We start from the raw sequence: 13,876 nt of genomic DNA, 5'->3' as shown, positions 1-13,876 counted from the left end.
ATGACCCAACGAGTACTACTGGTCGTACGCAAGCTGAGTATTGGCGGCATAGAGCGCGTAACCGTCAATCTCGCCAACGTTCTCGCTCGCGAGGGCCACGAAGTGCATGTCCTGGTGCTGAAAGGGGGGCATGAGCTGTTGCCGGATGAAAGCGTTACCGTTCACCGTGTGGACTTCGACAAGGCATTTCGCAAAACAGGGATCGGGCTGCTCTACGACTTGGTGACCCGGGCGCTATTGAAGCCGCTGTTGCCAGGCTCCGGTTTCCTGTGGCGCGGCTTATACGGTGGCGGCTACCTTAAGCGATTCGTGGAGAGGCTCGAACGCGATCACGGGCCGGTCGACCGTATTATCATGCGGGGTCAGGGAGCCTTCGAAACTGTCTGGTCGTGGCACGATTCGCGGCTCTGGCAGGTCACCGTTTCCTGGCCCGGCGACTATGGTGGCCGCCTCAAGGGGTTCTATCTACGCAAGCTTTATGAGGGCAAGCAGGTAGTCTGCAATACGCCCAATGTGCGCGAGCAGCTCGAGAAACAGCTTGGCCATCACGGTATCCGCCCTAAGCGCTGGGCAACCATTATGAATCCCTGCGATATCGATGCTATCCGTCGTCAGGCCGACGAGTCGGTCGAACTGTCGCCAAAGCCCTATATCGTCCACGTTTCGCGGCTCTCGGACGTCAAACGGCAGGAGTGGCTGATTCGCGCCTATCTCGAGTCGAAGATCGAAGAGGACCTGGTAATCGTCGGTGACGGCCCCAAGCGTGAAAGCCTTGAGAAGCTGGCCGACGAGTTGGGAGCACGAGATCGTATCCATTTCATTGGCAGCCGACCCAATCCCTACCCGTGGATGAAACATGCCCGTCTATTCGTGCTGAGCTCACGTAGCGAAGCCTTCGGCATCGTGTTGGCAGAGAGCATGATCTGCGGCACGCCTTGTGTGGCCGTCGATTGCCCTGGCGGCGTGCGCAATGTGCTAATCCACGATCAGGCCCGCTTGATTGCCGAGAATTCAATTTCGGGCCTGGCAGCCAAAATCCGCGAAGGTTTGGCCCAACCACCATCGCTGGAAGCCGATCCCGAGTTGACCGAGCGCTTCCGTGACACTCATATCATGCAGCAGTTTCTTGCATTGCCAACGACCTAAGCATTCCTTGGATGAATACTCGAGACGGCGCGGTTCAAGGAATGATTGCGTAGCATGCTTATCGATATGCTACACTTTGCGAACAGCGTTTCATAATTGCGCTTTTTATTGTCTCGATCATGTGAGTTGGCCATGGTGCGTGCCTTCCAGTCATTTCCTCCACCCCGGCTACCCGCCGAGGATATGGCATTTCGCGACTTGCTCGATCCCCGCATGAAATGGGGTATACGCCGGGCGCGGTGGCAGGCAGGCATTCGTAACGCCTTTCAGCGCGGCATCGGCATGCCTTTGGAAGAGTTGCTGTATCGTCGCTGGTGTCGTGGCCGAGCGGGTGCCACTCGGATCGAGGCCTGGGGGTTGCCGCGCCGTTCGGTGGAGGCGCGCATGGAGGCATCGCTCGTCGTTGACGTCGATCCACGCCTTCTGATTCGCGATTTCAATGCCAAAGGGGTTGGCGGTAGGAAGCCGTCTTCTTCGGCCTTTATCTGGGATGGTGATTGGGATCGCAGCCGTGGTGATCTACGCTTCGGTTCTCGCTATCGTTTCATCAGTGATCTGGACGAACATCGCGACGATTTGACCCGCACCGAGCGCTTTCGTCAGTACCGTTCGCGACTGGAGTCCGGCCATCCCTGGTCTTCCTACCAGCAGGGCATTCTGCTTGATTCGGAAGAGAAGATTCTCGCCTACCTGCGTACCTATCTCGGCTTTCTCGACGACATGGCAAGCCACGGCTTCAATGCCGAGTTGGGCAAGGATGACCTCGGCGTTGCCGTGACCCGTGATGGCCATCTGCTCAAGATCAATCGTGGGCTGCATCGCCTGGCGATGGCTCAGCGTTTGGGCCTGCCGTCGATTCCGGTGCGAGTACGCGCGGTGCATCGCCAATGGTGGGATCGGGTGGTGCAGGGTACGCGCGGTACGGAGGCGTTGACGCGCCTGACCGATGCGCTGCCAAGCTGTGTCCCGGCAAGCCTTCCCGGTGACCTCGATCCCGTAACGGACCAGCGACCGTTCGAGTGGCCGGCGCCGCGTTATGCCGGCCTCGACTCTCACCTATCCACTTGATCCCCGTTACAGGTCAGTTGACCCCGTTCCAGAGCCGTTCCTGCAGCCGATTCTCGTCGCGCAGGCGACGATTCATCTCTTCCAGCGAGTAACGCTCGACCAGCGTTGGCGATGGCGAAAACAGCGATACGCCGAGCCCCGCACGGTGATCGGGAATGGTATAACCCATTGCCTCCAGCACCGTCGGCATCACATCGATCATGCTGGCCGGACGCTCGATGACCCGGGCGTGCAGATCGTTTCCCAGCATTATCAGAGTATTTTCGCGTTCTTCGGCGATCAGATCCTCCCATGCTGAATTCTTCATCGACAGATGATCGCTGGCGACGACGATCAAGGTGTTGTCGAGCAGGCCTTCGGCATCCAACCGGTCGATGAAGTTTTTCACCAGCCAGCCGGTGCATTTGACCGAGTAGAGAATATCGGTGCCGTCGAACGGTCCCTGATTGTCGATGCACGACTGCGACGGATTGCCGAACGGTGGATGAGCCGCCAGGGTCAGGCCGAAGAAAGCGTAAGGCTGCTCGCTGTCATGCAGCTTGCGAATGTGTTTCTCGGCCAGATCGAACAGCGTGTCGTCGTAGAGTCCCCAGTCGTTGATATAGCCTTCGGGAGCCTTGTCTTCCAGCTCATCGCGGCCAAGCACGGTATCGAAGCCATGCCCCCGATAGAACTTCGCCTTGCCGGCGAACCGGGTGCTGGCACCGCCCATGTAGGTGAGGTGATAGCCGCGCTCCTGCAAAAGGTCGCCCAGGCAGTCGACGCCCGGCAGCACGTCCGACAGTGGTTCGAACTGATTGTCGTGCATCAGCCCCGCCGGAATCAGCGGCACGCCGCACTGGCTGGCCACCATGCCGGCCATGGTCCAGCCGGTATTGTCGAGCTGCTTGACGCCGTGAAACACGACGCCGCGCTGTCCCAGCTTGGCCAGGTCCTCGTAGGCATCACCGAAGCGCTCGGTATCGGCATAGGTGCGCTCGGTGCTCTCCATGTAAAGATAGATCAGGTTAAGCGGGCGGCTGGGTGACGCCATGATTTCGGGCGGCTGGTAATGGTCGTTGAGCCAGGATGCGTCATCGTCGATCACCGAGGCGCCGCGTAGCGAGAGACCGAACAACAGCGGATTGAAAGCGAGCAGAAACAGGCTCAGGACGCGCTCCCACAGCCGCCAGCGATGATCGGCGCGTACCAGCCAGGTCACTGCGGCCAGCATTACGATCGCGGCCAAGGCATAGACGACACCGGCGATCTGACGGTCGGTGCTGCCGTTCTCCTCGATACCCGCCTGCAGATGGAAGATCACCGCACCCAGGTCGAGCTGGCCGAAGCTGTCATCGAGATAGATGTAGACCCACCACAATAGTAGCGGCAGCAGCGACCACGGTAGCGCCTTGCGTTGTGTGGCGCGCTGCCTGGGATGACCCCAATGAAACCCGTAGCCCAGTGCCAGCCAGATAAGGGCGGCGAGACCGGGGGTCCACCATGGCAGCACCCAGACCACCATGATGGCATAGCCGATACAGAGGCCGATGTAAGTAAGTGCACACCAACGTTTGGTGTTGCGAGAGATGGTCATGACGTGCTTCGATCCGTGAACGTCTGGTTCCTGTGGTTTCGACTCGGAGCGCCGACTCCGGGCGCCAAATGACGAGTCATTATGACTTTACCATGACGATTCTAGGACAATCAGATCGAAGCGAGGGTTCAGGACGACATATTGGAATATCCCGATTAGACTAGTAACGATTGAGGAGGATATATCATGAGCACTCAACTGGACCCCATCGTCTCGGAGTTCGAGACGCAAGAGCAAGCCGACAGCTATGATCGTTGGTTTCGCGCCAAGGTGCAGGAAGCGCTGGAAAGCGATAAGCCGCGCTTGCCACATGACGAGGCCATGGCCCGTGTCGACCGGCTAATCGCGGAACGGAAACGGCAGCATGCTGGTTGAATGGTCCGACGAGGCCCAGATCGACCTTGTGGATATTCAAACTTACATTGAGCAATTCAACCCTAACGCGTCGCTTGCGCTACGTAAGGCCATCGAATCAGGCGTCGAGAGTCTTCCCCTGGCGCCTTTTGCGTTTCCGCTCGGCCGCGTGGCTGGAACACGGGAGTATGTTGTCCACCCGAATTACATTGTCGTATATCGCGTCGGGATGACAGCTATCGAAGTGCTCCGCGTACTCCACGCTCGCCGGAAGTACCCCTAACCCAGTGCTACCGCCTGCTACGCAGCGCGCTATCCGCGGCATGTCGCTCCAGCGCCAGCTCGATCAATCGAGTCACCAGCGCCGGGTAGCTCAGGCCGCTGGCCTGCCATAGCTTGGGATACATGCTGATCCGGGTGAAGCCCGGCAGGGTATTGATTTCGTTGATCACGACTTCGCCGCTCGGCGTCAGGAACACATCCACCCGCGCCAGCCCCGCGCACTCCAACACCTGGAACGCGCGCACCGCCAGTTGGCGGATCCTTTTGCTCGCGGCGGCGTCGATATCGGCGGGAACGGCGATGGTGGCGCCATCGTCGATATATTTCGTGTCATAGGAATAGAAGCCCTCCTCGACCACGATCTCGCCGCACACGCTGGCTTCCGGCTCGTCGTTGCCGAGCACCGCGCACTCGATCTCGCGACCGACGATCGCCGATTCGACCAGTACCTTGTGATCGAACGCCAGTGCCAACTCGAGCGCCTCCTGAAGTTCCGTGGCGTTCTCGACCCGGCTGACGCCGACCGAGGAGCCCTGGTTGGCGGGCTTGATGAACAATGGCGTACCGAGTTTGGCGCGCAGGGTCTCGAAATCGGTCTCGGCGGCGCTGCGTCGCGTCAAAGTGACGAAGGGCGCAACCGGAATGCCGGCATCGCGCAACAGGCGCTTGGCGACATCCTTGTCCATGCCCACCGCCGAGCCGAGCACGCCGGAACCGACGAACGGCAGGTTGGCCATGCGTAAAAGTCCCTGCAGCGAACCATCCTCGCCCAGCGTGCCGTGAACGATGGGAAAGACCACGTCCAACTGACCCAGCGTGCCCCGATCGGTCTCGGCATCGATCAATTGCGACTGCTGGCGGCCCGGCACCAGGGCGAGGTCGCCGTCGGAAGGATTGAGAGCGATGTGCCGCGGATCGTCGGCGTTGAGCAGGAAGTTCGCGGCATCGTTGATGTGCCACTGCCCCTGCTTGTCGATGCCGATGACGGTGACCTCGAAGCGCTCGCGGTCCAGGGCGTCGACGATGTTCTTGGCCGACTGCAGGGACACCTCGTGTTCCGCCGATTTGCCGCCGCAGACGACACCGACCCGGATTTTGCTCATAGTTCAGCTCCGCTTGACGTTCATTGGCGCCGCTCGGGCGCGACTACCTGGGCGCCATGATGCCATGTTCGGCGGAATTGCGTATCTCCACCCGCTCTCAATCGATGGCGGCGATTCGACGATACAGCGCGAGATAGGCGTCTGCCATGGCGTCGGGCGTGAACCCCGCCAGCTGCCGTTGCGCTGCCTCGGCCAGTGCCTGGCGTCTGGTCGGATCGTCGAGCAGCGTCTGCAAGGCGTTCGCCAGGGCGCCAGCGTCGCCGGGCGGCACCAGCAGGCCACTGACACCGTCCTCGATCAGATCGGGTATGCCGTCGACCCGGCTGGCGACGATCGGCACGCCGTGATCCATGGCATCGAGCAGCGTCGAGCCCAGGCCTTCGTTGCGCGAGGGAAAGGCGAACAGGGTCATGATGTCGAGATAATCGCCGACATTGGGCTGGAAGCCTTCCCAGATCACGTTATCCAGATCGGCGCTCTCGGCTTTCAGCGCCGCTTCATCCTCACCCTCGCCCAGCAGCAGGAAGCAGACCTCGGGGTGACTCGCGCGCAACTCCCGCGCGGCTTCGAGCAGCACCCGCTGACCCTTGTGGCGGTCCACCAGCGCGCCGATGTGGCCGATCACCGTACGTCCGGCGAAGCGCTCGCGCAGCGCCGCGACTCGGCCCGGATCGCTGGGCTGGCCCGAAAGCACGCTGGGAATCCGCGTCACCGGGCACCAGTTTCGCTCACGTAGATGGGCTTCGATCACCGAGGAGATGGCGACGGCCGCCGCCGCGCCCCGATAGGTGAGGCGATTGAAAGGCTTGTCCTTGACCGGCTGGGGCACGCGACGGGTCAGGAGGTAGGGTGTCCCGCGCAGGCGTCGCTCCAGCCAGGCCCAGTGCACCGCCTTGGCCTCGTGGGCGTGGGTCAGGCTCGCGCGCGGACGTTGGGCGTGGCCGGCAAGCGCATGATCGGCATCGATCAGGGCAATGTCGACGCCGTCCAGCCGTTCACGCATCGGTGAATCGCGCCGGCAGACCAGGCTCTGTTCGACGCCGCCCTGTTCGTCACCCCGGCGGGCCAGCACTTCGATCAACAGCAGCGTCTGGCGCTCGCCGCCACGGAAGCCACGGGCAAGATTGACGTGGCGGATATGTAACCGAGGCTTGCTCATCGACTCACCACCGTCATCACCAGACTTGGTCGAAATCTTCCGCGTCGCGGACCTTCGCGTCGCGTTGGAATTCGAGCAGCTTGGCGTATTTCAGATAGGCATTGACCGCCGCCGACAGTGCCACCGAGACGCCATCGAGACCGCCGAGAAAACCGCGCTGGAAGAAATACTTGCGCACGAAGGCATTGGCGCCATGCACGAATGGCGACAGCGCATTGGCACGCTTGCCCTTGAGATACATGATCTTGGCCGCGCGATTGGAAAAGCGGCCGCTGGCCTTGCCGAACAGCTCGCCCAGATTGGCGAACGAGTAGTGTTCCAGATCGGCATCCAGGCGCTTGGGGTCTCGTGCCTGGACGGAAGCGTGCTGGCGGCTGTCGGAAAATCCCGTGCGGTCGCGGTCATAAAGCCGGACGCAATAATCGGGATACCAGCCGCAGTGGCGAACCCAACGGCTGCCGATGAAATTGCGCCGGCGCAGGGCGTAGGCATCATGGTTGCCGTTCTCCAGATCGAGCGCCTGGATGGCGGCCACGGCGTCATCGGTAAGACGCTCGTCGGCATCCAGCGATAGCACCCAGCGGTGACGGGATGTCCGTGGGCCGACGTTCTTCTGCGGCCCGTCACCCAGATAGGCTTGATGGATCACCCGTGCGCCAAAACGCTCGGCACGAGCGACGGTATCGTCGCGGGAGCCCGAATCGACCACGATCAACTCGTTGCACACGCGCTGGAGCGAAGCCAGGCAGGCCTCGATATTGTCGGCTTCGTTGAGCGTGATGACCACGCCGGTGATGGCGGCCATGGAGGTATCCTGGGTCGTCGAATGTCGGGTGGCCGAGGGCGTTTCAGCCCGCAGCCTGCGGCTATTGTAGCCTTTGCGTCCCTGGCGATAGAACGGCTAGCGATAGAACCGACGGAACCACTGCATCGCTTCGAACACCGCCGGCGAGAACTCCGCGCCCTCGATCGGGTCGAGCTGACGATCGACGATATCCCATTGCCCGGTGCCGTCGACCACAGTGATACGGTCCGGCTCGATGATGCCGTAGTCGATGTAGCTGCTGGATTGAACCCAGGGGTGGTCGATGCCGGGTGTCAGCAGGTCTTCGCCCATGGCGTAGTCGGATAGCGGATTGCTGCAGCCGAGCGCGTGACGCATCAGCATCGGTGCCACGTCGAGATGGCTGGTCATGCCCGCGACCTCGCCGGATTCGACGCCGGGGCCGCTGACGATCATCGGCACATGAGTCTGAGGCGAGGCGAAGTTGCTGTTGTGGCCCCAGTAGTTCTTGCCGAAATCATTGAACGATTGGCCATGGTCGGCGGTGACGATGACAATCGTATTGCTCCACTCGCCCTTGGCTTTGAGATCGTCGATCACCCGGCCGAGCAGTGCGTCGTCGTAGTGCGCGGCGTTGCGATGACGATTGAAGTAGGGCACCGGATCGGTATCGGGGCCAAGCTCCAGGTAATCCATGTTCTGGATCGACGGCTGGAAAGGCTGAGCGGCGTCGGCCGGCACGTCGTAGCCGTGCGGGGCGTCGTAGAACAGCATGCCGAACCAGGGGCGAGCGTCTTCCTGCCGCTCCTGTTTACCGAGCCACTCGAACCAGTCATCGGTCATCTGCCGATCGCGATCGGCGGGGGAACTGCCTTGCGTCCTCAAGCGCAGCGGATGGACCGACGAAAAGATCGTGCGGTCGAAACCGACGCCATCGAGGCTGGCCGAGGAGAAGATGCCCAGGGCGTAGTTCTGCTTCTGCAGTTGAGTGACCAACAGCGGCGGCGTCTGGGTGTCATCCAGATAGGCGTAATAGTTGCCGGTCAGGCCGTAGAACAGGCTCATCGTGCCGTTGCGGGTCGCGTTGCCACCGCTGTAATGATTCAGATAGCGTCGGCCGCTCTCATTCAGCGCGGCATACAGGTTGGGCGTGTTCTTGGGGCCGTACTCGTCGGCGCGCCAGGAGTCGATCAGCACCACCAGCACATTGGGCGGATCATCGGCCTGGCAGCTCAGCGGGTGCTTGGGCCAGTCGAGGTTCTGTGCCTGCTTGGTATCGAGATCGGCCTGTGCGGCACGGGCGGCGCGAGGGTCGAGCCAGCCGTGCTTCTCCATGAAATCCTTGGCGGTGGCCGGGAACAGCAGTGGATAGATGCCGACCTGCTGTGTCACGCTGCGCAGGTAGCGCGCGTCGGCGACGATATGCAGCGCGTGGCTGCCGATCAGGGTCAGCAGCACCATGCTGCAGGCCGGGCCGACCGGCAGGCGGCGCCCTCGCCCTCCCGCAATCAGGCGATGAGCCAGCCAGCCTTCTAGTGCCAGCGTCACCAGCGCACAGCCGATCACCACCAGCCAGGTCGATGCCGCGAAGCTGAAGATCTCGCCATTCTTGTCGTTCAAGAACAGCGAGACCATGAAGTAATTCACGTGGAAGCGGTACTGGGCGTAGACCACGGTATCCAGCAACAGCGCACACAGACCGAAAGCGGCCCACAGGGCCGCCGGCAGCCACAGCCAGCGTGCCTTCAATACCAGCGCCAGCACGCCCAGCGGCAACCAACCGAGCAATACCAGCATGCCAAAATGGCCAATCCAGGTCAGGATCAGATAGGCGATCCCCATGGGGTCATGGGGAACCGCGAGATAGGGCACGTAGCGCAGTGCAATCAGCCAGACAAGCGGGAGTTGAAACAAGGCAAAGGTCAGGGTACTGCGCCAACGGCGCCTCAGCGTGTCTTGCATGCAGGGTCAAACCTTATCGTGATCCGCCGGAACGTTCCGATAACCATCGACGATGGCGGTGAATAGTGATTCCGCGTTGGCGGGTGAGAACCGAACGAGGGAGCGCTTGAGACGCGCCAGGTTACGCTGGCGCCACGCTCCCGGCGGGCGCAGGCGGCAGCGGTCGAAATCTATCAGCCAAACCTTATGATCGGCTGAAACCAGCAGGTTGCGTGCATTGAGGTCGACATGATCGAGACCGGCGTCATGGAAACGTCGAATGGTCGTACCTACCTCCCGCAGCAGTTCGGAAGACGCGGTTCCCAGCCGTTCGGCCAGGGCCTCTGTGTTCATCAGGCGTTCGGTGATCAGTGCCGCGCGGTAGGCTGGGCCGTCATGCACGACGATGGCCGCGACCGGAGGCGGTACCGGCAACCCATGCTCGAACAGATGATGGGTCAAGCGCATTTCCTGGAAGGCGCGGGTGCGCTCCAGGCCCAGCCACAGATAACGATCCTGGCTGACGCGCGCCGCCATGCCTCCGCGGCGGTATGGCCGCAGTACCCATTGTTGTCCATCGATGGCGAGGAACTGGCTGGCGCCGCGCCCCGGCGCCGAACCGACCACCAAACCGCGTTCGGCCCAGGCATCCGGGTCGAGCCAAGCCGAGCCAGGTGGTGGCAGGAAAGGCCCTTCGGGCTGATCGAGATGGGCACGATCGTATAAGATGTGCGCGCCATGGTGATGATACGTCGCTAAAGACATGCCGATCCTTTGCCGATCCTGCGCATGGGGCCGTCATTGTCAGCGACGGCGTGACTCGCGACAAATTCGTGATCTGCCGCCAGCGCCGTATTTTAACCGGGCACACATCTGGCCGCATATGCGAGCCGTCATTACCGAACTTTCAAATCATGCCCAAGGAAGCCACCACGTGACCTCGGACTTGCAAGCGTCTCTGGCCGTCATTGCCATCCGCCAGGTGGAAAAGAGCACCGGCGCCAGCCGCAACGCCTTCGAACAGGCGGTGGCACTCAAGGCGCTCGGCTATCGTGTAGTGATTCTGGCCGAGCGGGGGCGGCACGAGTTGGCCGAGCGCTTTGGCGCGGAACTCGTCCTCCTGTGGCGATGGCCGTTCAAGGGGCCGTTCCGGCGTTTCTGGTTCAATCGCCGGGTCCAGGCCTGGTGTCGACGCCACCGACCGGCGCTACTGGTCAGTCATGGCGACGTCGAAACTCCGGACGTGGTCTATATGCACAACTGCGTGCACCTTGCCAGTCAGTTGATCCACGGGCGCGATTTACCCGCTGGACACGAGGTGGCGGCGATCCACGATCACGTGCTGAAAGGGGGCAAGTTTCGTCGCGTGGCGGTCAATTCGCGCATGATGGCCAATGATTTCCGCGATCGCTATGGCATTGACGAATCGCGAATCGAGATCAGCTATCCCGGCTACGACCCCGAGATATTCAACTTCGAACGGGCCACGGCGGGGCGTCCGGTACGGCGGCGCGAATTGGGGATCGGGGACGACACCCAGCTGATTGGCTTGATCACCTCCGGCAACTTCACCAAACGCAACGTGGCGGGGTTCGTCGAGATGGCGGCCGGGCTGGAGCAGCGCCTACCCGGCCGCTGCCGCTTTCTGGTTGTGGGCAAGGACGACTTCGCGCCCTATCAACGCCAGGCCGAACAGGCCGGCGTTGCCGAGCGCTTCATCTGGCGCACCACGGTCAGTGATGTCGAAACACTCTATGGTGCGCTCGACATATTCGTACTGCCGGCCCATGTCGAAGAGTTCGGACGCGTCTCGCTCGAGGCCATGGCCTGCGGCACGCCGGTGCTGCTCTCATCCACCACCGGTGCCGCTGAATTGCTCGAGGCCGACCATGGCGACTTGATCCTCGACAGCCGCGATACCGATGCCTGGGTGGATTGTCTCGAGCGGATGCTGAATGAGGAAGATCTCAAGTTACTGGGACAGTCACTCGCTGCTCAAGTGACTGACTTTTCCTATCAAAAGCAGACCGAGAAATTGAAATCTTCCTTTGCAACTATAATGGCAACTTAGCCATGACTGCAGAGTGAAACTCATTAAAGATAGCGCAAGAAAAGCGTGCGTGGCCAGTGATAATGTGGGTCGCCTGCCAAGGGTGTTGTACTATATTTAAAGGCAGGACTAGATTAAATAAAGCGCTCTATATTTCTTTGCTTCTGCGTACTATGGGTAATGCAAAGCGTGTAAAAGTTAGATATTTACTATAGCTTGATCGGACTTTTAAACCCGAATAATTCATGATTTAAGCTGTATGGTTTTTGATTGAGGTCTTATTCATAATAATTTTCCGGCCTAGTGTTTAATTATTTTTTAGGGTTTGAATAAAATTTTTAGCGCTTGGTTTTGTTGGTTGTTCCTTGTTGTTTTTTTAAATGGGATTGGCGTGCATGGCTGAAAACGATATTGTAATATAAGTTAAAGGTGAGTATGGCTTACCTGTGTGCTGTTGGTGGCGGTTTGATTTTTAAACAGTATATCTAGTTCGAGGTCAAGGATAATGCATGTCGCGATAATTACTGCCAGGGGTGGTTCTAAAGGAATTTATAGGAAGAATCTTGCTTTGCTGAACGGGCATCCATTAATCGCTTGGACTATCGCGGCAGCATTGAAAAGCGGCGTTTTTGATAATATTATTGTTTCCAGTGATGATAGCGAAATACTAAGCACCTCTGTGCTTTATGGGGCTTCGCCTTTATTAAGACCTAGTCATTTAGCCACAGATACAGCTTCGAGTTTCGAAACACTCATGCATGCTGTGCACAAGTTTCAGGAGGATGTAAATGATAAGCTGGATTGCGTCACACTATTGCAACCTACTTCGCCACTGCGCAACGAAGAACATATAAAGGAAGCATCTGCTTGCTTGACAGAGCAAGCAAATGGTGTAATTAGCGTATACCAGCCTTCACCGCACCCTATGAAAGCATATCGCATTGATAATAATGGAAACATGGAGGGCATGTATGGGAGTGACATGCCATATCGTCCACGCCAATCGCTACCCAAATATTGTTATGCAAATGGGGCAATTTATATTTTCCGCTATGCTAGTCTAAAGAATAATGATAAATTCCCCCATGAAAATATAATGCCTTATTTTATGTCTCAAGCAGATTCTGTGGACATCGACGCGCAAGAAGATTTGATCCTTGCAGAAAAAATCCTGAGGGAAAGACATGAAAGTATATCCAGAATTTAGCATCGGTCAACGCAAGGTAGGTTATGCATATGCACCGCTAGTCATTGCAGAGATAGGCATCAATCATGAAGGTAGTCTCTCTACGGCTAAAGAAATGGTCGATGGAGCTATTAGCGCTGGAGCGGAGGTTATCAAGCACCAGACTCACGTCATCGAAGATGAAATGTCCTCGGAGGCGCGTAACGTTATACCTGGAAATGCAGATGTTTCTATATATGAAATCATGGAGCGCTGTGCACTTAATGAACAGGATGAGCGAGCGCTAAAGGAATATGTCGAGGAACGTGGCGCTTTATTTATTAGTACGCCATTTTCCCGTGCAGCAGCAGATAGGTTAGCTCGCATGGATGTGCCTGCTTACAAGATAGGTTCAGGGGAGTGTAATAACTATCCCTTGATTGAACACATCGCTAGTTTTGGAAAACCTATCATTCTTAGCACTGGCATGAATGATTTAGCTTCCATTGAGCCCGCCGTAGAAATTCTACGCCGTTATAAAGTACCTTACGCTCTTTTGCACTGCACTAATATCTATCCGACGCCTGACCATCTAATCCGCCTTGGAGGAATAGAAGCGTTATCTAACCATTTTCCAGATGCTGTAGTAGGTCTATCTGATCATAGTATTGACAACCTTGCTTGCCTTGGTGCCGTAGCGCTTGGTGCAAGTATTCTGGAACGTCATTTTACCGATAGTAAGTCACGTCCAGGCCCTGATATAGTTTGTTCCATGGATCCAGATGAGTGCCATAGTCTGATCGAAGGCGCCAAGCGTATGCAGACTATGCGAGGGGGGGATAAGGAGCCCGTTACAGAGGAAAAACCAACGATTGATTTTGCCTATGCGAGCGTTGTGAGCACGCGGCCTATCCGCATGGGCGAGGTTTTTAGTAAAGAGAATATTTGGGTAAAGCGTCCCGGCAGCGGTGATTTTTCTGCTGCTCAATATGAATCCCTTCTGGGCAAAACTGCATGTAAGGATATTCCCGCCAATGTACAGATCAAGTGTGAGGACATTGGTTAATGAAACGTCGGATTCTTTTCCTAACAGGTACGCGTGCAGACTTTGGGAAGCTCAAGCCGCTAATGCAGGCTGTAGCAGCCTCATCTGAATTTATACTCGATATTTTTGTGACAGGTATGCACATGCATAAACGCTATGGGCATACCTACCCCCGCATTATTCACCAGGAGCTCCCGACTTCG

General features: G+C 58.4%; 13 protein-coding genes and 1 pseudogene. 8 read left to right on the top strand and 6 right to left on the bottom strand.

Annotated elements, in window-relative coordinates:
- Together DOM57_RS18385 and DOM57_RS18380 are read left to right on the top strand one after the other, a co-directional pair.
- A partial coding sequence (locus tag DOM57_RS18385; RefSeq protein ID WP_110650641.1) for a glycosyltransferase occupies positions 1 to 1,146 on the top strand: 1,146 nt, incomplete at its 5' end.
- Positions 1,147 to 1,359: 213 nt separating this feature from the next.
- Positions 1,360 to 2,214, top strand: coding sequence for a hypothetical protein (locus tag DOM57_RS18380; protein WP_110650642.1), 855 nt, complete (start codon positions 1,360 to 1,362; stop codon positions 2,212 to 2,214).
- Positions 2,215 to 2,227: 13 nt separating this feature from the next.
- On the opposite strand, the gene DOM57_RS18375 is transcribed toward DOM57_RS18380, so the two are convergent.
- The gene (locus DOM57_RS18375) at positions 2,228 to 3,790 is read right to left on the bottom strand and encodes a sulfatase-like hydrolase/transferase (protein ID WP_110650640.1); all 1,563 of its coding nucleotides are present in this window, start codon (positions 3,788 to 3,790) and stop codon (positions 2,228 to 2,230) included.
- 186 nt (positions 3,791 to 3,976) lie between these two features.
- Between DOM57_RS18375 and relB the strand changes: the two genes are divergently transcribed.
- Together relB and DOM57_RS18365 are read left to right on the top strand one after the other, a co-directional pair.
- Complete coding sequence (gene relB, locus DOM57_RS18370; protein WP_110650639.1) at positions 3,977 to 4,165, top strand: type II toxin-antitoxin system RelB family antitoxin; 189 nt, start codon at positions 3,977 to 3,979, stop codon at positions 4,163 to 4,165.
- Positions 4,155 to 4,427, top strand: coding sequence for a type II toxin-antitoxin system RelE/ParE family toxin (locus DOM57_RS18365; protein WP_110650638.1), 273 nt, complete (start codon positions 4,155 to 4,157; stop codon positions 4,425 to 4,427). Before relB ends, DOM57_RS18365 begins: the two co-directional genes overlap by 11 nt.
- A gap of 7 nt (positions 4,428 to 4,434) precedes the next feature.
- On the opposite strand, the gene ddlA is transcribed toward DOM57_RS18365, so the two are convergent.
- The 5 genes from ddlA to DOM57_RS18340 form a co-directional block, all read right to left on the bottom strand.
- Complete coding sequence (ddlA, locus tag DOM57_RS18360; RefSeq protein WP_110650637.1) at positions 4,435 to 5,529, bottom strand: D-alanine--D-alanine ligase; 1,095 nt, start codon at positions 5,527 to 5,529, stop codon at positions 4,435 to 4,437.
- A 97-nt stretch (positions 5,530 to 5,626) separates the two neighbouring features.
- On the bottom strand, positions 5,627 to 6,688 hold the full coding sequence (locus tag DOM57_RS18355; protein ID WP_110650636.1) for a glycosyltransferase family 4 protein: 1,062 nt from the start codon (positions 6,686 to 6,688) through the stop codon (positions 5,627 to 5,629).
- A 16-nt stretch (positions 6,689 to 6,704) separates the two neighbouring features.
- Entirely contained in the window at positions 6,705 to 7,493 is a 789-nt protein-coding gene (locus DOM57_RS18350) for a glycosyltransferase family 2 protein (RefSeq protein ID WP_110650635.1), read from the bottom strand.
- A 96-nt stretch (positions 7,494 to 7,589) separates the two neighbouring features.
- Positions 7,590 to 9,434, bottom strand: coding sequence for a DUF3413 domain-containing protein (locus DOM57_RS18345; protein ID WP_110650634.1), 1,845 nt, complete (start codon positions 9,432 to 9,434; stop codon positions 7,590 to 7,592).
- A gap of 6 nt (positions 9,435 to 9,440) precedes the next feature.
- On the bottom strand, positions 9,441 to 10,178 hold the full coding sequence (locus tag DOM57_RS18340; RefSeq protein ID WP_110650633.1) for a 3-deoxy-D-manno-octulosonic acid kinase: 738 nt from the start codon (positions 10,176 to 10,178) through the stop codon (positions 9,441 to 9,443).
- 169 nt (positions 10,179 to 10,347) lie between these two features.
- Between DOM57_RS18340 and DOM57_RS18335 the strand changes: the two genes are divergently transcribed.
- The 4 genes and pseudogenes from DOM57_RS18335 to DOM57_RS22110 all read left to right on the top strand — a co-directional run.
- On the top strand, positions 10,348 to 11,484 hold the full coding sequence (locus DOM57_RS18335; protein WP_239496315.1) for a glycosyltransferase family 4 protein: 1,137 nt from the start codon (positions 10,348 to 10,350) through the stop codon (positions 11,482 to 11,484).
- Between the two features lie 484 nt (positions 11,485 to 11,968).
- Positions 11,969 to 12,670: an acylneuraminate cytidylyltransferase family protein gene (locus tag DOM57_RS18330; RefSeq protein ID WP_110650631.1), complete on the top strand. Its 702-nt coding sequence runs from the start codon at positions 11,969 to 11,971 to the stop codon at positions 12,668 to 12,670.
- Entirely contained in the window at positions 12,648 to 13,694 is a 1,047-nt protein-coding gene (locus DOM57_RS18325; RefSeq protein WP_110650630.1) for an N-acetylneuraminate synthase family protein, read from the top strand. The genes DOM57_RS18330 and DOM57_RS18325 overlap by 23 nt, the downstream gene beginning before the upstream one ends.
- Positions 13,694 to 13,876: pseudogene (locus DOM57_RS22110) on the top strand (hypothetical protein); the annotation flags it as partial. The gene DOM57_RS18325 and the pseudogene DOM57_RS22110, both read left to right, overlap by 1 nt.

Origin of the sequence: Salinicola peritrichatus (genome assembly GCF_003206715.1) — a bacterium.
Taxonomy (GTDB): Bacteria; Pseudomonadota; Gammaproteobacteria; order Pseudomonadales; family Halomonadaceae; genus Salinicola; species Salinicola peritrichatus.
Note: the sequence above shows the minus strand (reverse complement) of the source record. Positions and strands in the feature narration are given on the sequence as shown.

Excerpts from the sequence above, each read along its gene's own strand:
- relB (WP_110650639.1), top strand. The coding sequence starts at position 3,977 with ATGAGCACTCAACTGGACCCCATCGTCTCGGAGTTCGAGACGCAAGAG.
- DOM57_RS18345 (WP_110650634.1), bottom strand. The coding sequence starts at position 9,434 with ATGCAAGACACGCTGAGGCGCCGTTGGCGCAGTACCCTGACCTTTGCC.
- DOM57_RS18375 (WP_110650640.1), bottom strand. The coding sequence starts at position 3,790 with ATGACCATCTCTCGCAACACCAAACGTTGGTGTGCACTTACTTACATC.
- DOM57_RS18330 (WP_110650631.1), top strand. The coding sequence starts at position 11,969 with ATGCATGTCGCGATAATTACTGCCAGGGGTGGTTCTAAAGGAATTTAT.
- DOM57_RS18340 (WP_110650633.1), bottom strand. The coding sequence starts at position 10,178 with ATGTCTTTAGCGACGTATCATCACCATGGCGCGCACATCTTATACGAT.
- DOM57_RS18380 (WP_110650642.1), top strand. The coding sequence starts at position 1,360 with ATGAAATGGGGTATACGCCGGGCGCGGTGGCAGGCAGGCATTCGTAAC.
- DOM57_RS18355 (WP_110650636.1), bottom strand. The coding sequence starts at position 6,688 with ATGAGCAAGCCTCGGTTACATATCCGCCACGTCAATCTTGCCCGTGGC.
- DOM57_RS18365 (WP_110650638.1), top strand. The coding sequence starts at position 4,155 with ATGCTGGTTGAATGGTCCGACGAGGCCCAGATCGACCTTGTGGATATT.
- ddlA (WP_110650637.1), bottom strand. The coding sequence starts at position 5,529 with ATGAGCAAAATCCGGGTCGGTGTCGTCTGCGGCGGCAAATCGGCGGAA.
- DOM57_RS18325 (WP_110650630.1), top strand. The coding sequence starts at position 12,648 with ATGAAAGTATATCCAGAATTTAGCATCGGTCAACGCAAGGTAGGTTAT.
- DOM57_RS18350 (WP_110650635.1), bottom strand. The coding sequence starts at position 7,493 with ATGGCCGCCATCACCGGCGTGGTCATCACGCTCAACGAAGCCGACAAT.